The sequence below is a fragment of the Pseudomonas sp. Leaf58 genome (assembly GCF_003627215.1).
Lineage (GTDB): Bacteria > Pseudomonadota > Gammaproteobacteria > Pseudomonadales > Pseudomonadaceae > Aquipseudomonas.
The window spans coordinates 2,969,706-2,995,981 of the sequence record NZ_CP032677.1 but is presented as its reverse complement, the minus strand read 5'-3'; the positions used below and the strand labels follow the sequence as shown (position 1 = coordinate 2,995,981).

Genomic DNA, 26,276 nt, shown 5'->3' with positions numbered 1-26,276 from the left:
CCGCCTCTTTTTTACTTTCAAGGGATATGACTGTCATGGATTATCGCGATTTCGTTCGGCCCAAATTCGTCGGCCTGCTCCAGGCACTGGGCCTGGAGATTGAATTTCAGCGCGCCCTCGGTAGCCAGTTGTTCTACCGCAACCCCAAGGGCGATATGGTCACGGTCACCGACTTTCTCGGCGGTTACGGTGCGGCACTGTTCGGCCACAACGACCCACAGTTTGTCGATCAGCTATGTGCGCTGCTGCGCAGCGACGTGCCGTTCAACGCACAAATGTCGATCCGCGGTGCGGCCGGGCAATTGGGGCGAGAGCTCAGCGACGCCTTCAATCGCGAACTGAAGAACACCGAACGTTATATTTCGACTTTCTCCAACAGTGGCGCGGAGGCGGTGGAAATCGCCGTCAAGCACGCGGAGTTTCGTCGCCAGAAGAGCCTGAAAAAGCAGTTCGACGACATCGATTTCACCCTGGCCCGCCTGACCGCCAGCGAACGCGCTTACCGCGAGCTGGATGTGGCCGACCTCGACCTGCCTGCAGGTGTCCTGCCGGCCACCCTGAACAGCGTGACCTTGCGTCAGGTGGTTGAAGCCGTTCGCCAACACAACCTGGCGCAGTTGCACATCGAACCGGTATTCGTCGCCCTGCGCGGCAGCTTCCACGGCAAATTGGTCAATACCGTGCAACTGACCTATGGCCGTCAGTACCGCGCGCCGTTTGCCCGTTTTGGTCTGAACGTCGAGTTCATCGACCCACAGCAGCCCCATCAGTTGCAGGAATTGCCGGCCCGGCACACGCACCATTGGTTGAGCCTGCAATGGGACGGCGAACACCTGAACGTGCTGCAACTGCCGTTCAGTGCGATTACCGCCGTGTTGATGGAACCGATTCAGGGTGAAGGCGGTATCAACGAGTTCGCGGCCGAGTTCTATCTGGGGCTGCGCAAGCTGTGTAACGAGCAACAATGCCCGCTGGTGGTCGATGAAGTGCAGTCGGGTTTTGGTCGCGCCGGGACGTTTCTTGCCAGCAGCCAGTTCAACCTGCAAGGCGACTATTACTGCCTGTCCAAGGCCCTCGGCGGCGGCTTGATGAAAATCGCCGCGACGGTGATCCGCAGCAGCCACTACGAAGGCGAGTTCAGCTACATCCACAGCTCGACCTTCGCCGAGGACGATCCGTCCTGCCATATCGCGCTGTCGGCATTGCGCCGGTTGTTCGCCAATGACGACGCGATGCTCAAAGACATACGCACCAAGGGCGCCTACCTCAAAGCCTCGCTCAATGAACTGAAGATGGCCTATCCGGATGTGATTGCCGATGTGCGCGGGCGTGGCTTGCTGGTGGGTTTGGAATTGCATGACTTGAGTGTCAGCAGCTCGCTGGTACAGGCGTCGGCCCAGTACAACGATGCCTTGGGTTACTTGATCGCCGGTTACCTGTTGCAATTCGAAGCGTTGCGGGTAGCACCGTCGGGCAGCAACTCCAACGTGATTCGCCTGGAGCCGCCAGCCTGTATCACCCTGAGCGAAATCGACGGGCTGATCGGAGCCCTGCAACGGGTCTGCGACATGCTGCGCCGTGGCGATGCGTTGCCGTTGGCGGCGGGTATCTGCGCGGACTCGATTGCCGCCGTGCCAGCCCGTCAAGACGATTTTCGGGGGGCCGAGCCCGTTGAAAACATCGATGCCAAGGTCGAAGTCGTCGCTCGGGTAGCGTTCATCAACCACCTGATCGATGCCGATATCCTCGGTGACGTCGATCCCTCGCTGGCAGCCCTGAGCCCGGAACAAAAACGCACGTTCATCAATCGCACCAAGCCTGAACGCCGCGCTGTGCCAGTCGGCCCGGTGATCATTCGGTCACGCCTCGGCATGGCGGTGGAGTTCACGTTGTACCCGCTGTGCATGGATTCGGATGCCATGGCCGAGTACATCCTCAGCGGTGACCTGGACAGCATTCGCGAAGAAGTCGGCAGGCGTGTCACCGATGCCCGCGCCGATGGCTGCAACATCGCCGGCCTCGGGATGTACACCTCGATCGTCACCAACAATTGTCAGGCGCTGAAGATTGCCGACATGGCCCTGACGTCCGGCAATGCCCTGACCATCGGCATGGGGCTCGAAGCCATCGAGCAAGGCTGTGTACAGCAAGGTCTGGCACTGCGCGAGCAAACCGCTGCCGTTGTCGGTGCCGCCGGTAACGTTGCGTCGACCTATGCCTCGGTGCTGTCCGCCACCGTCGATCACCTGATTCTGATTGGCAGCGGTCGTGACGGCTCGGTTCGGCGCCTGGAGAAAACTGCGCAACAGATTTACGCCGACGCGGCCCGTTCGATCCTCAAAGGCACGGCCGAACACGACCGGTTGGCGCAGCGACTGCTGACCCTTGATGGTTTTCGTGGCTTGTTGCACTTACATGGACAAAAAGCCGACCTCGGTTTGCACATCGCCCGTCTGGTGGATGAGCGCCTTGGCGCGAACGCCTTCATCACGGTCACCCACGATCTCGACGCCCTCAAGGGCGCACGGATTGTCCTGTGCGCTGCCAATGCGCCTCAGCCGTTCCTCGGTGCCGAACATTTCGCCGAGCGCAGCGTGATTTGCGATATCGCCGTGCCGCTGAACGTCCATCAAGACCTGCCGAGCCAACGCGAAGACGTGCTCTACATGCACGGCGGCATCGTCCAGACGCCGTTTGACGACGGCCTGGCGCCCAACGTGCGGGCCTATCTGAAAAAAGGTCAGCTGTATGCGTGCATGGCCGAGTCGGTGTTGATGGGCTTGTCGGGCATGAGCCAGCACGGCTCCTACGGCGATATCAGCCGTGAGCAAGTTCAGCAGGTCCGCGCACTGGCCGCGACCCACGGCTTCACCCTCGCGCAATTCAAAACTCAAAACTCACTTTAAGGAGCGGTCATGACTCAGAAAATAGCTGTCGTGACCGGCGGCAGTCGCGGCATTGGCAAGTCCATCGTGCTGGCCCTGGCCGGCGCGGGTTATCAGGTTGCCTTCAGTTATGTCCGTGACGAGGCGTCAGCCGCTGCTTTGCAGGCGCAGGTCGAGGGGCTCGGCCGGGAGTGCCTGGCCGTGCAGTGTGATATCAAGGATGCGCAGAGCATTCAGGCGTTTTTTGAACGGGTCGAGCAACGTTTCGAGCGTATCGACTTGTTGGTCAACAACGCCGGTGTTACCCGTGACGGTTTGCTCGCCACGCAATCGTTGAGCGACATCACCGAGGTCATCCAGACCAACCTGGTCGGCACGTTGTTGTGCTGTCAGCAGGTGCTGCCCTGCATGATGCGCCAACGCAGCGGGTGCATCGTCAACCTCAGTTCGGTGGCCGCGCAAAAGCCCGGCAAGGGCCAGAGCAACTACGCCGCCGCCAAAGGCGGTGTAGAAGCATTGACACGCGCACTGGCGGTGGAGTTGGCGCCGCGCAACATCCGGGTCAACGCGGTGGCTCCCGGCATCGTCAGCACCGACATGAGCGAAGCACTGGTCGGCGCCCATGAGCAGGAAATCCAGTCGCGGCTGTTGATCAAACGGTTCGCCCGGCCTGAAGAAATTGCCGACGCGGTGCTGTATCTGGCCGAGCGCGGCCTGTACGTCACGGGCGAAGTCTTGTCCGTCAACGGTGGATTGAAAATGTTATGAGCCAGGCACGCACGATTGTGATTACCGGCGCGGCCAATGGTATTGGCCGCGCCGTCGCGGAAAATTTTGCAGCCCAGGCCGAGCACCTTTTGATCTTGCTTGATCGGGATCTGGCAACCTTGCAGAGGTGGGTCACCGAGGGCGAATTTGCCGCTCGCATCGAAACCCATCAAGCGAACATCGCCGATCTCGCCAGCCTGCAACTTCTGTTCAAGGGCCTGGCCAACCGGGTCGGCTTTGTCGATGTGCTGGTCAACAGCGCCGGGGTCTGCGACGAGAACGAACCCGAAGACCTCGACAACTGGCACAAGGTAATTTCGATCAACCTCAACGGCACCTTTTACGTCACCTCGTTGTGCCTGCCACTGTTGGCGGATGGTGGGCGGATCGTCAACATGTCGTCGATCCTCGGCCGAGCGGGCAAGGTCCGCAACACCGCTTACTGCGCCTCCAAGCACGGCATCATCGGTATGACCAAAGCCTTGGCGCTGGACCTGGCGCCACGGCGAATTACCGTCAATGCCATCCTGCCCGCCTGGATCGACACACCGATGCTGCAAGGCGAATTGGCGGCTCAAGCGCGCATCGCCGGGATCACCCACGAGCAAATCCTGCGCAATGCCAAGAAGAAGTTGCCCCTACGGCGCTTCATTCAGGGCGACGAAGTGGCGGCCATGGTTCGTTATCTGGCGAGCCCGCAGGCGAGTGGTGTCACGGCGCAAAGCCTGATGATCGACGGCGGTGCCGGGTTGGGAATGTAGCCATGGCTCGACTGGGATTGAACCGCGGCCTTTTGGCCGCGCTGGTCAGCCTCGGCTCGCCAGTGGCGATCGCCGAGTGGTTGCCGGAGCATCATGAAGCGGAGATCGGCGTTGCCACGGCCGTGCGTCTGCACGGTGACGACCAGGTCACGCAAAAGGCCGTGTACCTCAAGTTCAGCCTGGAGGATGCCTGGGACAGCGGCTACTACAAGGCCAAGGGCCGAGCCCGTTACGACTTCCGTTATGACGGCAACAACCCATACAGCGCGCAAGCCCGGGACGATTACCGGGCGACTGCCGATTGGCGGCACCTTTACTGGGGGCTCTACGTCGGTGACGGCGAGCTGACGGTGGGCTGGCAGCAGGTGGTGTGGGGGCGTGCAGATGAATTACGGGTGCTCGATCAGATCAACCCGCTGGATTATCGCGAGGGTGTGATCGGTCTGTTGGAAGACAGCCGCATCGCCGTGCCGATGATTCGCCTGCTGCAGCCGGTCGCCGAGTGGGAGCTGGAAGCGCTGGTGATCACTGATTTTGTGAAAAACCAGGCGCCGGCCGTCGGCAGCGAGTTCGATGCACCGATCTTTGCCACACCCGATCCGCAGATGTTTGTGGTCGATTCGCGGCCCGGTTATGACGGTCACAGTGGCTTCGGTTACGGCGCCAGTGCCAACGGCCGGATCGGCACGGTGGATGTCAGCTTCGTTGCCCTCAACGCCCGCCAACAGGACCCGGTTTACGCCGTCGAAGGCCAGACCGAAGAGGGCCTGATTCGCCTCGAACGGCAATTCCCGCGCTATTCCATGGGCGGCTCAAGTGTGGCCATCGATGCCGGCCACAGCATCGTGGTACGCAGTGAAGTCGCCTATTTCGACAATTGGCGCGTCACCAATCCTTACCGCGCTTACGGCAGCGACCAGACGGCGATGACCAAGTCGCTGCTGGGCGTCGATTACCTATTGCGGGACTGGCTGATCTCGATGCAGTGGCAACATCAGCGGCTGCTCGACTGGCAGCCCGGCATGGTCCAGGACAAACGCGACGACCTGTTCACTGTGTCTGCCGAAGGCTCGCAGTTCCAGGATCGCCTCAAGACCCGTCTGGTTTTCGGCATGTCGCCGCCAGCGCAGGACGACAGTTTCGTTCAGGGGATCTTCACCTACAAACCGGTGGACTGGCTCAAGTTGGGGCTCGAAGTCGATGTGTTCTTCGGCAAGCCCGACCGCCAGTTCGGTGCGTACGCCAACCGCGACCAGGTGCGCTTATCCGCCGGTTATCTGTTCTGACCACACCGGTGCGGTGTGCGAACCACTCAAACAATGAAAAGGAAATCGCGATGTTGCCCATCTTCAAGACCCTGACTGTAAGCGCACTGCTGCTGAGCGCCGCTGCCGCCATGGCAGCTGAAACACGCACGGCCGACGACATCATTCGCCAGGCCCGGGACCGCGATGACGGCAAGAGCTTCATGTCCCAGGTGTCCCTGATCCTGATCGACAAGCAAGGTAACAGCCGCATCCGCGAGTTCAGCTACCTGCAAAAGGATTACCCGGACAGCGACAAATTCACCATGTATTTCTCCGCGCCGAGTGATGTGCGTGACGTCGCCTTCCACATTGAAAACCCGCGCGAGGCCCTGGGCCTCGAAGACAGCCAATGGATGTATTTGCCGGTCAGCCGACAGACCCGAAGGATTTCCACCACCGACAAACGCGGGGCGTTCATGGGTAGCGACTACTCCTATGCCGACCTCGACAAGATTCGCGCCGAAGACTATCGCCAAACGCTGGTTGGCGAAGAGCAGTTGCAGGGCCGCGATTGCTACGTGATCGAGCGTGAGCCGGCGACGCCTGCCGTGCTGGCCAAGACCGGCTACAACAAGCTCAAGGTCTGGGTTGACAAGAAGAACTCACTGGTGCTGCGCCAGGACTTCTTCGATGTAAAAGGTGTGATGTTCAAGCAGATGCGAACCCTGAAGACTGAAACCATCGACCAGATCGACAGCATTACCCTCAGCGAAACCGAGGACTTCATCGCCGGTACGCGCTCTCAGCTGCGCTTCAACCAGTTGCAGTACAACGTCGCGCTGGACGACCGCCTGTTCACGCAGACCGCGATCAAGCGCGGGCTGAAAGCCGGCGACTTGCCGGAATACGCCGTGTCTGCCCGCTAAGCGCCGCTCTCGATTCATCTGGAACCCTCATTCATGGAAAGATACCTGAACTTCGTCGAGCGCTATGCGCGGGCAATTGTGTTCGTGCTGGTGGCGATCACCGCCTACTTCACCTACACCCTCGGCGCGCTGATGTCGGACACCAATCCGTATCTGCTCAAGGACACTCACCCGGCGCGCAAGACGATCATTGATTTGCAGCGCGAGTTCACTGGCACGTATGACTCGGTCATGGTGGCGCTGAACAACCCCGAGAGTGTCTTCAACACCACGTCGCTGAACGCCCAGTTCGAGCTGTCCCAGGCCATACGCCGGTTGATGCTGGCGAACGATGAGGACCGGGTCGAACTGCAGCGCATCGTCGGACTCCACAGTGGCGACCATGATGCCCAGGGTTTGCTGGTGCAGATCCTCGCCGAGGGTTTTTCGCAGAACGATTACGCTGCCGCCAAAGCGCTGCGCGACCATGGGATTGCCCGGCACTGGGACAGCCATGACCTGCAGTTCCTGAGCTTTCTTGCCGAGCGGCTCAACCCGATCCAGGAAATGGCCTCGATGGCTGACCTGGAAAACATCAGCTTGAGTGCCGATGGCGAGTTGTGGATCCACAAGACCTTGCACGCCCTGGATATGGACCCGATCAAGGTCGAAGCGCAGATCATGGGCAACGAGCAGATGGTCGGTGGCGTCGTCTCGGCGGACAAGAAAGTCGCCATGGTCGTCGCCGAACTGGGCACCAAACAGGACGACGCTCAGGCCCAGTTGCGTGCCTATCACCAGGTCCGCGAGATCATCGCGAAGTACCAGGCCGCTCACCCGGAATTCACCGATGAGGTGTTCATCGCTGGCATGCCGATCTTCATTGCGGCCCAGCAGGAAATCATCGATCACGACTTGGCGATGCTGTTCCCGATTGTGTTCCTGTTGGTGACCTCTCTGCTGGTTTTCTTCTTTCGCAAACCACTTGGCGTGGTGCTGCCGCTGTTCAATATCCTGTTCTGCACCATCTGGACCCTTGGCCTGATGGCGCTGCTGCGTGTGCCGATGGACTTGCTCACCAGTGTCTTGCCGGTGTTCCTGTTCACCATCTGTTGTGCCGACGCGATCCACGTCATGGCCGAGTATTACGAACAGCTCAATTCGGGTAAGTCTTTCCGCGAAGCCAACCGTGAAACCCAGCGCCTGATGGTCACGCCCGTAGTTTTGACAACGGTCACGACTATTGCGACGTTCTTGATTTCCACCACCAACAACATTGTCAGCATCCGCAACTTTGGCGTGTTCATGTCCATCGGCCTGACGGCGGCGCTGATCATCTCGTTGCTACTGATTCCGGCGTGGATTTCGATCTGGGGCAAAGATGCTGTCCCGCGCAAAGTGCAACTCAAAGAGTCGCTGATCTCCCACTATCTGGTGGTGTTCTGTGCCTGGCTGATTCGCTGGCGCAAGCCGGTATTGCTGGTGACCCTGCCGTTGTTGGCGATGATGACGGTGTTCACGTTCAAGGTGGATATCGAAGACTCGGGCATTGCCTACTTCAAGAAGGACAGCCCGGTGCGGATGTCCGACGAGTTCATCAACCGGGCCGGAGTCGCGGGGACATCGCCGGGCTGGATCGCTTTCGACACCAAGACTCCGCGTGGCGCGCTGACCACTGAAACCGTGCAGTTCCTCGAACGTCTGGACCAGTTCATCAAGGCCCAGCCGAACGTGAGTTACACCTATTCGGTGGCGACCTACATCAAGCGCATGAACCTCGTGCTCAACGACATGAACCCTGCTTTCCTGCGGGTGCCGCAGGCGGTGGAGCAGGTGACGGTGGTCGATGATGACGGGAAACCGGAGACCTTCGATGTCGATGGCAACTCGCTCATCGAACAACACATCATGATGTTCGAGAACGGTGGCGGCACTGACTTGCAGAACGTGCTCAATGCCGATTACTCGAAGGCGGTGACGCTGTTCACCATGACCTCCTCTGTGGCGGGCGATTACCAGGCGATGCTCGATAAACTGGACGCCTGGCTGGTCATCAACAAACCGGCCAACCTGCAAGTCACCCATGCCGGTACGCCGTACATATGGACCGGGGTGTTGCAGGAAATCACCCAGGGTCAGGTGCTGAGCTTCTCGCTGGCGTTGCTGGCCGTGACCTTGATGATGATGTTCTGGCTCAAGTCAGTACGCCTGGGCATCCTCGGCATGCTGACGTTGCTGACCACGTCGGTGACGGTGTACGGCAGCATGTACCTGTTGGATATCGAGTTGAACATCGGTACCACATTGGTGACGTTCCTGGTGGTGGGCGTCGTGGATTACGCCGTTCACCTGCTGTCACGGATCAAGATGCTGGTGCAGAAGGGCATCGAGATCGACGAGGCCATCCTGGCGGCCATGCAGGGCGTCGGGCGCTCGACGGTGGTCAACGTCGTGATCTTCTCGATGGGCTTTGTCGCGCTGCTGTTCTCCGCCTACAAACCCGTCATTGACCTGGGTGTATTGGTGATACTGGCGCTGTCATCCAGCGGCTTCATGACCATTTTGTTGGTCACGCTGATTTCGCCGTGGTTCTTTGCCTCGATTGTGCTGCAGCCAGCAGTGCAAGAGGGCGAGCAGCCGGGGGGTGAGACTGTGCCAGGCTAAATCGCCGGGGCGCCTGCGTGCTGAAAACGGCACGGGGCGCCATGGCCGTTCAGGGGCGGCGGAGCGGATTCAGCGGGCTTTTTCCAGGTGTTCGAACTGGCATTGCATCTGAGCATCTTTGAGGCTCAGCTCAAACTCAACCAAGCCGTCATGCACTTGCTGCAAGGCCTGGATCTGCCCCATCAATTCCTGCTTTTTGTTATCGATGGCCTGCATGGCCAGATCCCAGGGCAGCTCCTGGCCGCGATGATCCTGCAGAATGGCCTGCATTTCCTTGAGCTTGAAACCGAGTTGCTGAGCGCATTTGATGAAGGTCAGCAGCTCTACGCTTTGCTGGCTGTAGATGCGGTACTTGCCTTCGCGTTGCGGGGGGGGCAACAGGCCGATTTCTTCGTAATGTCGAATGCTTTTGACGGTGGTGCCCGATAGCTGGGCAGCTTTGCCGATGTACATGAAAATCCCTTTTGTTGACGCATCAGAAGCGAAAAGATGTCGCGTGCTCGTACAGGCGCGCGACATCTTTGCACAAGCGTCAGGGGGTGGGAAGCCAAGTTGGACAAGGTGTCACAGCAGGGAGGCTCGGCTGGACAGCGCAGGGGCACGGCCCGACCGGGGCCGATCAGCAGCTGGCGACTGCCTGGACTTGTTTGAGCCAGGCTTCACGCTGTTCCGGCTTGGAGCCCAATACCGGACCGAAGGTCAGGGTTTTCAGGGGTTTTATGCCGCAGAACTCCAGGGTGGTCTTGCGCATTTGGTGCAGGCCCGGCATGCGATACACCCACCGGTAGTACCACGGTGGCGTGTCCATGGTCACCAAAAGGTGAGCCGTGCGGCCCTTGAGCAGCTTATCCGGGAAGGGCGAGCCCTTGCGGTACTTGAAGGCAAAACCGGGCAGAAACACGCGGTCGAAGAACCCCTTGAGCAACGCCGGAATGCCGCCCCACCAGATCGGGTACACCAATGTCAGGTGTTCGGCCCAGGTAATGTCGTTCTGGGCGTCGATCAAATCGGGCTCAAGCAACTGGATCTGGTTATAGCCATCGTGCAAGACCGGATCGAAATCCAGGGTGTCCAGGCGCAGCAGGCGCACCTCATGGCCTGCTTGCGTGGCGGCCTCGACATAACGTTCGGACACAGCGCCGCAAAAGCTGTCGTTCGAAGGGTGGCCGAGGATTACGAGCATGCGTTTGCTCTTCATGACAAACTCCAGGTAATGAAGTGCCAAGGGTAAAGTCTGCCCCTTACGGTAGAGTCAAGCCTTGCCGGTTAGCGGTAGAGACAAACAGTCCAGCAGCGCTCGGGTGGAGCCCGGAGCATGTCAAAGCCAGAAAACCAGGGGGCTGCCCTGGTGTTCAATAATCCTCGCCTGCAAATCGAGCTTTTCTGAGCCCAGAAGTCAGCCGTTGCCGGGTGCTGGGTGAGTTGCTTGGAGTTTCCCTAAAGACTGTCAGGGTCGCCGAAGAACATTTGGACATAGCTCTGGGGCGGTATTTTTGGTTAACGAAATCAGAAATGTACCCCCAGAAATACCCTTGGATACCCCCATCAGGATGTGCGATCAAGAATGGCAATTTCTGACAGCTGTTGAGGTGGCGCATACTGGACTGCAGTGTACCTCCATGGCGGGATGGCCAGAAGCAGGGCGGTGCTGCGTCCGTATGGGGGCGCTTATCACGAACGGCACCAGACGACCCCAAGCTAGTGAACGTAATCGACAATGCGGCTAGAACAGCGGCAGGTTTCTCGGCGCGCTACTTGGCCAGTAGGACAAACTGGTAGCCCGAACACCGCTTCGGAATGCGAGAGGGAAGCCTGATGCCTAGACACGCAAGCGACCGATCAGACTGACCAGGTCGGCCTGGCGGCTAGTGTCGGTCTTGCGGAACAGAGCGCGCAGTTGCGTGCGCACGGTGTTGATGGACACGCTCAAACGGGCGGCACAGTTTTCCGGAGTGTGACCCTGAGCCAGTAGTTCAGCCAGACGCTGTTCGGCCGGCGTGAGTTGGAAGAGCTCGGACAGCAGCTGAGATTGCGGCTGGTTTTCCAGCAGTGCCAGCAGCACCAGCGGCTTCTGGAAGTGCTGGTTGAAGCTGGCTTGGGCCGGTACCGGCGTGACCAGCAGCTCCTGCGGCTGGGTGGTGTTGAGGCACAGCCAGCCGGCGCGGCGCTTGCCGTCCTTGCCGGCGGCGCGGCGGATCAGCCCTAGCAGGTGGGTATCCTGACTCTTGCTGTGCAGGCGGTTGAAGTGTTCATAGAGCGGGAAAGTGCTCTCCCTCATGTGTTGCGCCGCCATCTGGTTGCAATAGAGTACGTGACCGTCGTCGTCCAGCAACCAGAGCGAGGCGCGATGCTGGTCGAGCAGCAGGTCGCGTGTGGCCAACTCCAGTTCCAGGCGGTTGACCTTGTTGGAGAGTTTGGCGGCCTTGAGCAAGTGCGGGCTAATCCGCAGCAGCAAGGCCTGCTGTTCGGCGGTTGGCAAGGTCGAGCCGACTTCGTTGAGCACGGTTAGGTAGATGCCTGAATCGGCTTGCTCCTGCAGCTTGACGCAGGAGAGGTTATGTAGCCCGTAGGGGTAGTAGAACTCTTGATAATAAGGGTCGCACCGAATGCGTTCGGGACCGAAATCCATGAGGTCGTTGTACCAGTCACCCACTTTGCGGGAGCGGATGAGGACAAGGCCCGGATCCAGATTGCAGTAGTGGCGGTTGTAGACGTCGATCCCGGCGGGGTCGCACAGGTTGAGCGTGGTGGAGGCGTGAGTACCGCTCTTGAGGTAATCGGTGAACAGCAACAAGCCCTGCTGTCGCCCGCTGGCCGCGACCAGTAGTTCGAGCAGTGGCCGCCAGGCGGAGTTGTCCAGCACGCACTCATAACAAAGGCCCACTAATTCGTCGTAGGCCTTCTGTATATCCAATCGTGGCATGACAAGCCTTCCTACTAGCGGTTGGCGTAGCGCCGTCGAACTTGCCGAGGCTACGTCTTCATATGGCGTATGGTCGAGCTTTCTGCAATGCCGGTGGTCGGGAAAGAGCGCTTCTGTGTGGTTCGATTATCAGACGAAAGGCTTGTCGGATCATTCAAACAGATGAGGGAGAACGGGGGGACTGCGATCTACACTGATGAGACCGTAAAAATCTCGAGTGTGTAAGGGGTTAGGTCATGGCAATCATCAATGGTAATGAAAACGCCAATACCCTGACGGGTGGCTCAGCGGCCGACACCCTCAATGGTCTGGGCGGCAATGACACACTCTTGGGTAACGGTGGTAACGACACTTTGGATGGTGGTACCGGCAATGACCTGCTCATAGGTGGACTCGGCAGCGATACTTACCGTTTCGGTCAGGGTTATGGCTTCGATGTAATCGACAATTCCGGTGGCGCAAATAACGACGTCGACACCATTCGGTTGACCAATCTCAACGCGAACCAGATCCGCCTGACCCGGATCGGTAGCGACCTGGTGCTCAGTGTCCTGACCACTGGCGAAACCCTCACCGTCAGCCAGCATTTCCTCGATGCCGGCCATGCCATGGACCGCATCCAGTTTGTCGACGGCAGCCGCTGGGACAGCAACGCCATCCTGGCCAACCTCTATTACCCGGCCGTTACGCCGACTGAGGGTGCCGACCTGATCAACGGCAATCCCGACGACGACGTCCTGCAAGGCCTGGGCGGCAACGACTCGTTGTTCGGCAACGGCGGCAACGACCTGCTCGATGGCGGCCCTGGCGCCGACCGCATGGAAGGCGGCATTGGCAATGACACCTACGTGGTCGACAACCTTGGCGATCTGGTGGTCGAGGCGGCCAACAGCGGCGATGACACCGTGCAGGCGAGCATCGACTATACCCTCGGCAACAATGTCGAGCGCCTGACCCTGCTGGGCGCCGCCCATCTCAACGGGACCGGCAACGCGCTGGCCAACATCTTAGTCGGCAACAGTGGCAACAACCAGCTGGACGGCGGCGATGGCGCCGACGTTCTGCAAGGCGGTGCTGGCAATGACACCTTGCTGGGCGGTGCCGGGAACGACAGCCTGACCGGCGGTGACGGCAACGATATGCTCGATGGCGGAGCGGGCAATGACAGCATGGCTGGTGGTACCGGCGATGACCTTTATCTGGTCGCCCAGGCGGGCGACAGCGTCAGCGAGGCAGCGGGCGAGGGCAACGACACGGTCCGCGCCGCCATTGCCTACACCCTCGGCGCCAACCTGGAAAACCTCGAACTAACTGGTACCACCAACCTGGCCGGTACCGGCAACGCCCTCGACAACCGGCTGACCGGCAACAGCGGTGGCAACACCCTCAACGGCGGTGCCGGTAATGACTGGCTGGCGGGGCGGCAGGGTAACGACACCTACCTCTATGGCCTGGGTTATGGCAACGACGTCATCGACAACAGCGGCGGCCTGGCCGCTGACCTCGACAGCCTGCGGCTGACCGATCTCAACCCCAGCCAGGTGCGCTTGACGCGGGTTGGCGACGACCTGGTGCTGAGCGTGCTGGCCAGTGGTGAAACCCTCACTGTCAGTCAGCATTTCCTCGATGCCGACCATGCCATCGACCGCATCCAGTTCGCCGATGGCACTACCTGGACCAGCAGCAACATCCTCAGCAATCTCTATTACCCGCCCGCCACCCCGACCGAGGGCGCGGATGTGCTCAACGGCAACCCTGGCGACGATGTGCTGCAAGGCCTGGGCGGCAACGACACGCTGTTCGGCAACGGCGGCAACGACCTGCTCGATGGTGGCACCGGTGCAGACCGCCTGGAAGGCGGCATTGGCAATGACACCTACGTGGTCGACAACCTTGGCGATGCGGTGGTCGAGGCGGCCAACAGCGGCGACGACACCGTGCAGGCGAGCATCAACTATACCCTCGGCAACAATGTCGAGCGCCTGACCCTGCTGGGCACCGCCCACCTCAACGGCACTGGTAACACGCTGGCCAACACCCTGATCGGCAATAGTGGCAACAACCAGCTGGACGGCGGCGATGGCGCCGACATCCTGCAAGGCGGTGCCGGCAACGACACCATGTTGGGTGGCGCCGGCAACGACAGCCTGTCCGGTGGCGATGGCAACGACCTGCTCGACGGGGGCGCGGGCAACGACAGCATGGCCGGTGGTGCCGGCGACGACCTGTATCTGGTCGCCCAGGCGGGCGACAGCATCAGTGAGGCGGCAGGCGCGGGCAGCGATACCGTTCGCACCGCCATCGCCTACACCCTCGGCGCCAACCTGGAAAACCTCGAGCTCATCGGTACTGCCAACCTGGCGGGTACCGGCAACGAGCTTGATAACCGCCTGACCGGCAACAGCGGCCGCAACACCCTCAACGGTGGCGCCGGCAATGACTGGCTGGCGGGGCGCGAGGGTAACGACACGTACGTCTACGGCCTGAATACCGGTAATGACGAGGTCGACAACAGCGGAGGACTGGCCGGCGACGTCGACACACTGCAACTGGCTGGTCTCAACCCGGCCGACGTGCGCTTCCAGCGCAGCGGCAATGACATGGTGATGCTGGTCAACAGCACCTCCGCCACACTCACCGTGAAGAATTTCTACCTGGGGTCCGACTACGAGATCGACCGTGTCCAGTTTGCCAACGGCACACTCTGGAACCGCGCGACACTGTTGGCCAACGTGCAGCCGGGTGCCACCAATGGCGCCGACCTGCTGATCGGCAGCAACGGCGATGACTTGATCCAGGCGCTGGGCGGCAATGACGAGATCCGCGCGCTGGGTGGCAACGACACGCTTGATGGTGGTACCGGTGACGACGCCATGTTCGGTGGCGCGGGGGACGACCTCTATGTAGTCGACAGCACCGGCGACCAGATCAGCGAACTGGCCAACGAAGGCAACGATAGCGTCCGCGCCTCGGTCAACTACACGCTTGGCAGCAATGTCGAGAACCTCACGCTGACGGGCACTGCCAACCTCGACGGCACCGGCAACGCTGGTAACAACCAGGTGTTGGGCAACGCCGGCAACAACACCTTGCGTGGCGAGGCCGGTAACGATGTGTTGCAGGGTGGGGGTGGGGTCGACTTTCTCTGGGGTGGAGATGGCAACGACACCTTGGTCGTGGGCAACAGCCAGACCGGGACACTCCTGTTGGGCGAAGCCGGTGACGACACGCTGGACGCTCGCAACCTCAGCAATGTTGGTGGCTATGTCGGGTTGAGCGGGGGCAGTGGAAATGACACCTACCTGATCGACGGCAGTGGCGACGTCACCATTGGTGATGACAACGGTCTGGGTCAGTTCAACGTCGTGCAGTTTTCGGCGGGTATCAATCCTGGGGATCTGCACTTCGTGCGGCCGCTGGATAGTTACAACCCGTCCGGCAATCTAGTGATCGAGTTTGCCAATGGGCATCGTTTGTTCATTGGCAGTATGGGGTTACCGTACCCGCAAGACTCTGGTGAAGGCTCCGGGGTGCAGGCGTTCCACTTTGCCGATGGCACCGTGTGGGATCGCGCCGAGATCATGCACCGGGCGGGCTGGTACTTTGGCACCACGCAGAACGACAGTTTCGTGGGTAGCGCAGGGGCCGATTACCTGAACGGTTCTGCGGGTGATGATCAGCTCAATGGGCTTGCAGGTAACGACTACGTCAATGGCTCGACCGGTAACGATGCGGTGGCCGGTGGTGACGGCGATGATCTGCTCGATGGTAGCGACGGTGACGATATTGTCAGCGGCGGCGCGGGTGATGATCAACTGTATGGCAACTACGGCAACGACACCCTTGCTGGCGACAGCGGTAATGACGTGTATCACTACTTCCTCGGTTATGGCCGCGACACCGTGGACAACCGCAGCGCCGGCCAGGCGGACTTCGACGCCATCGTGCTGGAAAACCCCATACTGCCATCCCAGGTAAGTGTGAGCCGCATCAATGATGACCTGGTGCTTACCCTCAATGCCAGCGACCGCATCACTGTGCTGGATTACTTCCTTGGTGGGGTGGCTCAAGTTGATGAGATACGCTTTGCCAATGGCACGGCGTGGGCGCCCGCAACTGTACTGGCCATGTTCAGCGCACCTCCCAGTTCGACCGATGACAGCGCCACTACCGACGAAGACACACCGCTAGTGTTGCAGGCGAGTGATTTCGGCAATTACAGCGACCCGCAAAATACCCCGATGGCCGCGGTGAAGATTACCAGCCTGCCAGCACTTGGTAGCCTGCAGTACAACAATGGAAGCGCCTGGGTTGCGGTGGTTCAGGATCAGGTAATCAGCATGGCTGACCTCGATGCTGGCAAGCTTCAGTTCGTGCCGGCTCTCAATGGTAATGGCAACGGCTATGCAAGCATCGGCTTCAAGGTGAGCGACGGCACAGACTTCGCCGTTAACGCCAGTACCCTGAGCATCGATGTGGCGGCGGTCAATGATGCGCCGATCTTGCAGGTGCCACTTGCCAATCAACTCAGCGGCTTGGGGCGCGCCTTCAGTCTTACTTTGCCGGTGAATACCTTTGCAGACATTGATGCCGGCGACACGTTGGTCTTGAGTGCCCGCTTGGTGAATGGTGACCCATTGCCGGTGTGGCTGAGCTTCGATGCGACGAGCCGCAGCTTCACCGGCACCCCACCGGCCGGTACAGAGCCTGGGGAAATTGACATCACCGTCACCGCGACCGACGCGGGTGGGCTTTCGGTGAGTGATGATTTCACGTTGAGCCTGCTGAGTGCTTTGGTCGGCACGCCGAACGATGACGTGCTCAATGGCAGCGTGGTCGACGATGCGATCTATGGCTTGGCCGGTAACGACCAGCTGTTCGGTTTTGGCGGCAATGACCTGCTGGATGGGGGCAGTGGCTTTGACACGCTTTCCGGGGGGCAGGGTAATGACACGCTGCTGGCAGGTAATGACAACGATGGCAGCGTCTTGTTGGGCGAGGGCGGCGATGACACGCTGATCGGCAGCGGCGGCTCGGACACTTTGTACGGTGATACAGGCAACGACTCGATCAGTGGCGGTAACGGCAATGATCGTCTGCAAGGTGATATGGGCAGCGACCAGTTGCAGGGCGGCGATGGCAATGATTTCCTGGAGGACTTCGACCAAAGCGGTCAGGCAAGCAACAACAACCTGGATGGCGGTGCCGGCGATGACACGATCCTGGTCTATCAGAGCCACGCCAATGCCGTCACCACGATTGCTGGTGGCAGCGGGCGTGATACCTACATCTTGCAGGCAAACTCCATCGGCCATCTGCTGGCGAGCGACTTCGCTGCTGGCGCCAACGGCGATATCCTCAACATCAACCAGCTGCTGCTGTTGAGCGGCGGCTACAGCGGCGGCAATCCGTTCGACCCGGTGTTGGGCTACTTGCGTTTAGTACAGCAAGGTGCCGACACGTTGCTGCAGTGGGATCGGGACGGCGCGGCCGGTGTCACCAACGATTGGCAGACCGTCATCACCCTGCAGAACACCCAGATAAACAGCCTGACCCTCGACAATTTCTCGCCTGCTTCACCTCCGGATGGCAGTTCATCGGGGTTGACGCTGAGCGGCACGCCGAACGATGACGTGCTCAATGGCAGCGTGGTCGACGATGCGATCTATGGCTTGGCCGGTAACGACCAGCTGTTCGGTTTTGGCGGCAATGACCTGCTGGATGGGGGCAGTGGCTTTGACACGCTTTCCGGGGGGCAGGGTAATGACACGCTGCTGGCAGGTAATGACAACGATGGCAGCGTCTTGTTGGGCGAGGGCGGCGATGACACGCTGATCGGCAGCGGCGGCTCGGACACTTTGTACGGTGATACAGGCAACGACTCGATCAGTGGCGGTAACGGCAATGATTTCCTGGAGGACTTCGACCAAAGCGGTCAGGCAGGCAACAACAACCTGGATGGCGGTGCCGGCGATGACACGATCCTGGTCTATCAGAGCCACGCCAATGCCGTCACCACGATTGCTGGTGGCAGCGGGCGTGATACCTACATCTTGCAGGCAAACTCCATCGGCCATCTGCTGGCGAGCGACTTCGCTGCTGGCGCCAACGGCGATATCCTCAACATCAACCAGCTGCTGCTGTTGAGCGGCGGCTACAGCGGCGGCAATCCGTTCGACCCGGTGTTGGGCTACTTGCGTTTAGTACAGCAAGGTGCCGACACGTTGCTGCAGTGGGATCGGGACGGCGCGGCCGGTGCCACCAACGATTGGCAGACCGTCATCACCCTGCAGAACACCCAGGCAAACAGCCTCATCCCTGAAAACTTCGCACCCGCTACCGGTATCGTCACTATTGAGGTGGTAAACCTGAATGCCCCACCGGTGGTTGGTACCCCACTGTCCGACCAGTCGGCCAGTGAGGACGCTGTCTTCAACTTCACGCTTGCGGCCAATGCATTCATCGACCCGAACGTAGGCGACAGCCTGACCTACGGTGCCCGCCTGGCTGATGGCAACCCGCTGCCCGCCTGGCTCAGTTTCGATCCCGCCAGCCGTACCTTCAGCGGTACACCGGGCAATGCCGACGTGGGTACTCTGAGTATCAGGGTGACCGCTACCGATACTGGCAACCTCAGTGTCAGCGATGACTTTACCCTGAGTATCGCCAACACCAACGACGCACCGACCGTTTCCGTCCCGGTAATCCTGACAAATGGAGTGGAGGACCAGAGCTACACCTTCACCGCTGCTCAGCTATTGGCCAACGCCAGCGATGTGGATGTGAGCGATACGCTGAGCGTGCAAAGCGTCAGCGTTGCGCTGGCCGATGGCAGCGTGACCGCCAATGGTGATGGCACCTGGACCTATAGCCCGGCGGCCAATCGTAATGGTGCGGTCAATTTCACGGTGGTGATCAGTGATGGTTCGGTCAGCATCAACACTACCGCTAGCCTGGATCTGGCAGCGGTGAACGATGCGCCGACCATGCAGGTTCCTATTGCCAACCAACTCGGTGGGTTAGGACGTGCTTTCACATATACCTTGCCAGCGAATACGTTCATCGATGTGGATGCTGGCGACAGCCTGACGCTGAGTGCGACGCTTGCCGGTGGCGCCTCATTACCTGCCTGGCTGAACTTCGATGCAGCGAGCCGTACGTTCAGTGGTACATCGCCAGAAGGGACAGTAGCGGGTAGTCTCGATATCGTCGTGACCGCGACGGATGCGGGCGGGCTTTCGGCAATCGCGGGGTTCAGCCTGGATTTGCTGGGTGCGATTATAGGTACTCCCAACGCCGACATACTCAACGGCAGCGTGGTGGCGGATGCGATCTACGGCCTGGCAGACAATGACCAGCTGTATGGTTTTGGTGGCGATGACCTGCTGGATGGCGGTAGCGGATACGACCAGCTTTATGGCGGCCAAGGTAACGATGTGTTATTGGCTGGCGATGATAGCAATGGAAGTTTTCTGGATGGCGAAGCGGGTGATGACAGCCTGACGGGTAGCAATGGGAGTGACTACATGTTGGGCAGAGCCGGCAACGATTTGCTGGCTGGTGGCGATGGCAACGACAATCTCTTTGGCGACGAGGGGAGTGATGTGCTGATCGGCGGAGACGGCAATGACTACCTCGAAGACAGAGGTGGCGAGTTGGCGACGAACACCCTCGATGCGGGTGCCGGTGATGACACGATTGTTGTTGCCCAAGGCAATATCAACACCGTGACCACTGTCACGGGCGGTAGTGGTCGCGATACCTACCTGCTTTATCCCTACACCAGTGGGCAACTGCTGGTCAGCGATTTCGCAAGCGGTGCGGGTGGCGACATCCTGAGCATCAATGTGCTACTGACCAATAGCAGCGGCTACAGCGGTGGTAACCCCTTCGACCCGGCGCTGGGCTATCTGCGCCTGGTGCAGCAGGGCGCCGATACGCTGCTGCAGTGGGACCAGAACGGCACGGCCGCAGGGGGCGACGGTTGGCGGACCGTCATTAACCTGCAGAATACCGTGGCCAGCAGCCTCACTATTGATAACTTTGCACCGGCGGCACCGCCGGATGGCAGTACGGTGGGACTCACCTTGATCGGCACGCCCAACGCCGACACGCTCAATGGCAGCGTGGTGGCGGATGCGATCTACGGCCTGGCAGACAATGACCAGCTGTATGGTTTTGGTGGCGATGACCTGCTGGATGGCGGTAGCGGATACGACCAGCTTTATGGCGGCCAAGGTAACGATGTGTTATTGGCTGGCGATGATAGCAATGGAAGTTTTCTGGATGGCGAAGCGGGTGATGACAGCCTGACGGGTAGCAATGGGAGTGACTACATGTTGGGCAGAGCCGGCAACGATTTGCTGGCTGGTGGCGATGGCAACGACAATCTCTTTGGCGACGAGGGGAGTGATGTGCTGATCGGCGGAGACGGCAATGACTACCTCGAAGACAGAGGTGGCGAGTTGGCGACGAACACCCTCGATGCGGGTGCCGGTGATGACACGATTGTTGTTGCCCAAGGCAATATCAACACCGTGACCACTGTCACGGGCGGTAGTGGTCGCGATACCTACCTGCTTTATCCCTACACCAGTGGGCAACTGCTGGTCAGCGATTTCGCAAGCGGTGCGGGTGGCGACATCCTGAGCATCAATGTGCTACTGACCAATAGCAGCGGCTACAGCGGTGGTAACCCCTTCGACCCGGCGCTGGGCTATCTGCGCCTGGTGCAGCAGGGCGCCGATACGCTGCTGCAGTGGGACCAGAACGGCACGGCCGCAGGGGGCGACGGTTGGCGGACCGTCATTAACCTGCAGAATACCGTGGCCAGCAGCCTCACTATTGATAACTTTGCACCGGCGGCACCGCCGGATGGCAGTACGGTGGGACTCACCTTGATCGGCACGCCCAACGCCGACACGCTCAATGGCAGCGTGGTGGCGGATGCGATCTACGGCCTGGCAGACAATGACCAGCTGTATGGTTTTGGTGGCGATGACCTGCTGGATGGCGGTAGCGGATACGACCAGCTTTATGGCGGCCAAGGTAACGATGTGTTATTGGCTGGCGATGATAGCAATGGAAGTTTTCTGGATGGCGAAGCGGGTGATGACAGCCTGACGGGTAGCAATGGGAGTGACTACATGTTGGGCAGAGCCGGCAACGATTTGCTGGCTGGTGGCGATGGCAACGACAATCTCTTTGGCGACGAGGGGAGTGATGTGCTGATCGGCGGAGACGGCAATGACTACCTCGAAGACAGAGGTGGCGAGTTGGCGACGAACACCCTCGATGCGGGTGCCGGTGATGACACGATTGTTGTTGCCCAAGGCAATATCAACACCGTGACCACTGTCACGGGCGGTAGTGGTCGCGATACCTACCTGCTTTATCCCTACACCAGTGGGCAACTGCTGGTCAGCGATTTCGCAAGCGGTGCGGGTGGCGACATCCTGAGCATCAATGTGCTACTGACCAATAGCAGCGGCTACAGCGGTGGTAACCCCTTCGACCCGGCGCTGGGCTATCTGCGCCTGGTGCAGCAGGGCGCCGATACGCTGTTGCAGTGGGACCAGGATGGCGCGGCAGTGGACGCGACCAGTTGGATGTCCATCATTACTTTGCGTAACACCACTGCCAGCACCCTTACTCTGGACAATTTCGCGCCGGCCACAAGCATTACCAATATCGAGGTAGTAAACCTTAACGCTCCGCCGACGCTCAGCATTTCACTCTCTGACCAGGCAGCCAACGAAGACGCCGCCCTCAGCTTCACAATACCGGCCAACGCCTTCGTCGACCCGAACCCCGGTGACACGTTGAGCTACAGTGCCCGCCTGGCCAACGGCTCCGCGCTACCAACCTGGCTGAGCTTCGACACCGCCACCCGCACTTTTATCGGCACCCCGAGCAACGCCGAAGTAGGCAGCCTGGACATCCGCGTGACTGCTACCGACACCAGCAATGCCAGTGTCAGCGATGTCTTCACCCTGACCATCGCCAACACCAACGACGCCCCGACCGTCAGCAGCCCGGTAACCCTGGCCAATGGCACGGAGGACCAGAGCTACACCCTGACCAGCGCGCAATTGCTGCCCAATGCCAGCGATGTGGATGTCGGCGCCACCTTGAGCGTGCAGAGCGTCAGCGTGGCCCCGGCCGATGGCAGCGTGGCTGACAATGGCAACGGCACTTGGACCTTCAGCCCCGCAGCCAACCGCAACGGCACGGTCACTTTCACCGTGGTTATCACTGATGGCACCGCTACGGTTTCGACCGCCGCAACCTTGAACCTGGCCCAGGTAAACGATGCCCCGACCGGCAACGTCACCCTGTCCGGCACGGCCCAGCAAGGCCAGACGCTGACCGCCAGTCACAATCTGACCGACGCTGATGGCCTTGGCGCTGTAAGTTACCAGTGGCAGAGCTCCAGCGATGGCACTACCTGGCAGAACCTTGCCGGCGCTACCACCGCCAGCCTGGCACTCGGATCGGCGTTGGTCGGCCTGCAGGTCCGTGTACTGGCCAGTTACACCGATGGCGGCAATACCCTGGAGTCCGTCGCCAGTAGTGCGACTGCCGGGGTTACGCAAGCGCCCAATACCGCTCCGGTGCTCAGCACCCCGCTCGCAGACCAGACGGCCAACGAGGACGCCGCCTTTACCTTCACCGTTCCGGCCAATGCCTTCGCTGACCCGAACCCTGGTGACACTTTGAGCTACAGTGCCCGCTTGGCCAACGGCTCCGCGCTACCAACCTGGCTGAGCTTCGACACCGCCACACATACTTTCACCGGTACCCCAGGCAACGCCGAAGTAGGCAGCCTGGACATCCGCGTGACTGCTACCGACACCAGCAATGCCAGTGTCAGCGATGTCTTCACCCTGACCATCGCCAACACCAACGACGCCCCGACCGTCAGCAGCCCGGTAACCCTGGCCAATGGCACGGAGGACCAGAGCTACACCCTGACCAGCGCGCAATTGCTGCCCAATGCCAGCGATGTGGATGTCGGCGCCACCTTGAGCGTGCAGAGCGTCAGCGTGGCCCCGGCCGATGGCAGCGTGGCTGACAATGGCAACGGCACTTGGACCTTCAGCCCCGCAGCCAACCGCAACGGCACGGTCACTTTCACCGTGGTTATCACTGATGGCACCGCTACGGTTTCGACCGCCGCAACCTTGAACCTGGCCCCGGTAAACGATGCCCCGACCGGCAACGTCACCCTGTCCGGCATCGCCCTGGAAGGCCAGACACTGACTGCCAGCCATACCCTGGCCGACGCCGACGGCCTGGGCGTGGTCAGCTACCAGTGGCAGACCTCGACCGACGGCGCCGCTTGGCAGAACCTTGCCGGCGCCACCGCAGCCAGCCTGGTGCTGGGTACGGTACTGATCGGCCTGCAGGTCCGTGTAGTAGCGAGCTACACCGATGGTGGCAATACCCTGGAGTCCGTCGCCAGCAGCTCGACTGCAGGGATTGCGCAACTGCTCAACCCCATCGACGGCACCGACGGCAGTGACAACCCATTGCTCGGCACAGACGGCGCCGACCTGATTCGCGCCAGGATGGGCAACGACGTCGTCCAGGCTCGGGCGGGCGATGACACGGTGTTCGGCGAGGAGGGGGACGATGTCCTGTTCGGCGAAGACGGCAACGACAGCCTCGACGGCGGCAGCGGCTACAACCAATTGCTGGGGGGCAATGGCAACGACACGCTGATCCTCGGCACGGGCGCCACCGATAGCAGCTATGCCTCCGGTGGCTCGGGTGATGACCTGTTAATTGCCAATGGGTTGGCCAACACCTTCGCGGTCACCGTCATCGGTGACAGTGGCAGCGACACCTATCGCTTCGACGGCAGCGGCAATGTCGCGCTATCGGATTACGTGAACACCTCGACGGCGAGCGATGTCAATCGGCTGGAACTGGCCGCCGGCATTACCCCGGCCAGCGTCACGGTCAGCGGTGACGGCAACAGCATCACCCTGGGTTTCGCCACTGGCGGAACCCTGCTCCTGGCGAACCAGCTGCTGGCTAACCAGGCCAGCGACAACCCTAACCAGTATGGCGTACAGGAAGTGCGCTTTAGCAACGGCACCGTGTGGAGCCGGCAAGACCTGCGCGAGCTGGCCGGGTACTTCATTGGTGCCGACGCGGTTGATGACACGATCAGCACCGGCGCGGGCAACCAGTTCCTCTACGGGCACGGCGGTAATGACAGCTTGACGGCCGGGGCAGGGGATGATCAGTTGTATGGCGCTCTGGGCGATGATGTGTTGAATGGCGGTGACGGCAACGACGTGCTGTTCGGCGAAGATGGCAACGACAGCCTCGACGGCGGCAGCGGCTACAACCAGCTGCTGGGGGGTAATGGCAACGACACGCTGATCCTCGGCACAGGCGCCACCGATAGCAGCTATGCCTCCGGTGGCTCGGGTGATGACCTGTTAATTGCCAATGGGTTGGCCAACACCTTCGCGGTCACCGTCATCGGTGACAGTGGCAGCGACACCTATCGCTTCGACGGCAGCGGCAATGTCGCGCTATCGGATTACGTGAACACCTCGACGGCGAGCGATGTCAATCGGCTGGAACTGGCCGCCGGCATTACCCCGGCCAGCGTCACGGTCAGCGGTGACGGCAACAGCATCACCCTGGGTTTCGCCACTGGCGGAACCCTGCTCCTGGCGAACCAGCTGCTGGCTAACCAGGCCAGCGACAACCCTAACCAGTATGGCGTACAGGAAGTGCGCTTTAGCAACGGCACCGTGTGGAGCCGGCAAGACCTGCGCGAGCTGGCCGGGTACTTCATTGGTGCCGACGCGGTTGATGACACGATCAGCACCGGCGCGGGCAACCAGTTCCTCTACGGGCACGGCGGTAATGACAGCTTGACGGCCGGGGCAGGGGATGATCAGTTGTATGGCGCTCTGGGCGATGATGTGTTGAATGGCGGTGACGGCAACGACGTGCTGTTCGGCGAAGATGGCAACGACAGCCTCGACGGCGGCAGCGGCTACAACCAGCTGCTGGGGGGTAATGGCAACGACACGCTGATCCTCGGCACAGGCGCCACCGATAGCAGCTATGCCTCCGGTGGCTCGGGTGATGACCTGTTAATTGCCAATGGGTTGGCCAACACCTTCGCGGTCACCGTCATCGGTGACAGTGGCAGCGACACCTATCGCTTCGACGGCAGCGGCAATGTCACGCTATCGGATTACGTGAACACCTCGACGGCGAGCGATGTCAATCGGCTTGAGCTGGGTGATGCTTTCAGCCCGGCCAGCGTCACGGTCTTTGGCGACGTCAGCAACATCACCCTGAGCTTCACTTCGAGCAGGACCGTGCTCCTGTCGAACCAGATAATGGCCAACCAGGCCAGCGACAACCCCAACCAGTATGGGGTGCAGGAAGTGCGCTTTAGCGACGGCACCGTATGGAGCCGGCAAGATCTGCGCGAGCTGGCCGGCTTCTACATTGGCGGCGACGCGACCGATGACAGCTTCAGCACCGGGGCGGGTACTCAGGTCCTCTATGGACACGGTGGTAATGACAGCCTGTCGGCGGGGGCTGGTGATGACCTGCTCAATGGCGGGCTGGGCGATGACCTGCTGGAGGGTGGCGAGGGCAACGACTTTCTGTCCGGCGATGACGGCAATGACACGCTGGATGGTGGCAGTGGTTTCAACCAGCTCATCGGTGGCAACGGCGACGATATCTTCCGCTTCTCAGCGGCGCCCGACGCCGCTAGCAGCAACATTGTCATCGGCTTCGCGAATGGCGCAGACATCCTTTCGCTGAGCAGTGGAGTGTTCCAGTTCAACGGTGAGCCCGTCGAGCGAGTGCTTGCCAATGTCAATGGACTGACCGAGCAGATGGGTGCTCACCTGGTATTCAACCAGTCCGACCAGACGCTTTATTACGATGCTGATGGCGCTACCAACGGCAACTCCGTCGCTGTGGTGACTTTGGCTGGGGTGGCGAGCCTGGCGGCGAGCGATGTGCAGCTTTTCACTTGACTGTACAAGGTGTGAAACGTGGGATTCGTTTTGCTGCCCGCGCTTCACCCGGCTTAATGTCTGGCATTCCACAAGCCTGGATAGGGATTCTCCGAT

Annotated in this window: 10 protein-coding genes; 7 read left to right on the top strand and 3 right to left on the bottom strand. The window is 60.4% G+C overall.

Annotated features, from left to right (window positions below; genetic code table 11):
- Positions 1-35: 35 nt before the first annotated feature.
- From DV532_RS13900 to DV532_RS13875, 6 genes are read left to right on the top strand one after another with little or no spacing between them, the layout of a single operon-like run.
- The gene (locus DV532_RS13900) at positions 36-2,906 is read left to right on the top strand and encodes an aminotransferase class III-fold pyridoxal phosphate-dependent enzyme (protein ID WP_056803578.1); all 2,871 of its coding nucleotides are present in this window, start codon (positions 36-38) and stop codon (positions 2,904-2,906) included.
- Positions 2,907-2,915: 9 nt separating this feature from the next.
- Positions 2,916-3,653 carry a 3-oxoacyl-ACP reductase family protein gene (locus tag DV532_RS13895; protein ID WP_056803582.1) on the top strand — a complete coding sequence of 246 codons (738 nt, stop codon included), beginning with the start codon at positions 2,916-2,918 and terminating at the stop codon, positions 3,651-3,653.
- The gene (locus DV532_RS13890) at positions 3,650-4,414 is read left to right on the top strand and encodes an SDR family NAD(P)-dependent oxidoreductase (protein WP_056803585.1); all 765 of its coding nucleotides are present in this window, start codon (positions 3,650-3,652) and stop codon (positions 4,412-4,414) included. The genes DV532_RS13895 and DV532_RS13890 overlap by 4 nt, the downstream gene beginning before the upstream one ends.
- Positions 4,415-4,416: 2 nt before the next feature.
- Positions 4,417-5,700, top strand: a complete 1,284-nt coding sequence (locus tag DV532_RS13885; RefSeq protein WP_056803587.1) for a DUF1302 family protein — start codon at positions 4,417-4,419, stop codon at positions 5,698-5,700.
- Between the two features lie 50 nt (positions 5,701-5,750).
- Entirely contained in the window at positions 5,751-6,587 is an 837-nt protein-coding gene (locus DV532_RS13880) for an outer membrane lipoprotein-sorting protein (RefSeq protein WP_020192855.1), read from the top strand.
- Positions 6,588-6,620: 33 nt separating this feature from the next.
- Positions 6,621-9,230 carry an RND family transporter gene (locus DV532_RS13875; RefSeq protein ID WP_056803589.1) on the top strand — a complete coding sequence of 870 codons (2,610 nt, stop codon included), beginning with the start codon at positions 6,621-6,623 and terminating at the stop codon, positions 9,228-9,230.
- A gap of 69 nt (positions 9,231-9,299) precedes the next feature.
- Here DV532_RS13875 and DV532_RS13870 read toward each other — a convergent pair whose 3' ends face one another.
- The 3 genes from DV532_RS13870 to DV532_RS13860 all read right to left on the bottom strand — a co-directional run bounded on the left by DV532_RS13870 (position 9,300) and on the right by DV532_RS13860 (position 12,153).
- Positions 9,300-9,683 carry a MerR family transcriptional regulator gene (locus DV532_RS13870; protein ID WP_003253954.1) on the bottom strand — a complete coding sequence of 128 codons (384 nt, stop codon included), beginning with the start codon at positions 9,681-9,683 and terminating at the stop codon, positions 9,300-9,302.
- A gap of 166 nt (positions 9,684-9,849) precedes the next feature.
- The gene (locus tag DV532_RS13865; RefSeq protein ID WP_056803592.1) at positions 9,850-10,428 is read right to left on the bottom strand and encodes an NAD(P)H-dependent oxidoreductase; all 579 of its coding nucleotides are present in this window, start codon (positions 10,426-10,428) and stop codon (positions 9,850-9,852) included.
- A 621-nt stretch (positions 10,429-11,049) separates the two neighbouring features.
- A complete protein-coding gene (locus DV532_RS13860; protein WP_056803595.1) occupies positions 11,050-12,153 on the bottom strand; it encodes a helix-turn-helix transcriptional regulator in 1,104 nt (367 codons plus the stop codon).
- Positions 12,154-12,389: 236 nt separating this feature from the next.
- On the opposite strand from DV532_RS13860, the gene DV532_RS30935 reads away from it, so the two are divergent.
- Entirely contained in the window at positions 12,390-26,180 is a 13,791-nt protein-coding gene (locus DV532_RS30935) for a putative Ig domain-containing protein (protein ID WP_120715348.1), read from the top strand.
- Positions 26,181-26,276: the final 96 nt, after the last annotated feature.

Excerpts from the sequence above, each read along its gene's own strand:
- DV532_RS13900 (WP_056803578.1), top strand. The coding sequence starts at position 36 with ATGGATTATCGCGATTTCGTTCGGCCCAAATTCGTCGGCCTGCTCCAG.
- DV532_RS13895 (WP_056803582.1), top strand. The coding sequence starts at position 2,916 with ATGACTCAGAAAATAGCTGTCGTGACCGGCGGCAGTCGCGGCATTGGC.
- DV532_RS13890 (WP_056803585.1), top strand. The coding sequence starts at position 3,650 with ATGAGCCAGGCACGCACGATTGTGATTACCGGCGCGGCCAATGGTATT.
- DV532_RS13885 (WP_056803587.1), top strand. The coding sequence starts at position 4,417 with ATGGCTCGACTGGGATTGAACCGCGGCCTTTTGGCCGCGCTGGTCAGC.
- DV532_RS13880 (WP_020192855.1), top strand. The coding sequence starts at position 5,751 with ATGTTGCCCATCTTCAAGACCCTGACTGTAAGCGCACTGCTGCTGAGC.
- DV532_RS13875 (WP_056803589.1), top strand. The coding sequence starts at position 6,621 with ATGGAAAGATACCTGAACTTCGTCGAGCGCTATGCGCGGGCAATTGTG.
- DV532_RS13870 (WP_003253954.1), bottom strand. The coding sequence starts at position 9,683 with ATGTACATCGGCAAAGCTGCCCAGCTATCGGGCACCACCGTCAAAAGC.
- DV532_RS13865 (WP_056803592.1), bottom strand. The coding sequence starts at position 10,428 with ATGAAGAGCAAACGCATGCTCGTAATCCTCGGCCACCCTTCGAACGAC.
- DV532_RS13860 (WP_056803595.1), bottom strand. The coding sequence starts at position 12,153 with ATGCCACGATTGGATATACAGAAGGCCTACGACGAATTAGTGGGCCTT.
- DV532_RS30935 (WP_120715348.1), top strand. The coding sequence starts at position 12,390 with ATGGCAATCATCAATGGTAATGAAAACGCCAATACCCTGACGGGTGGC.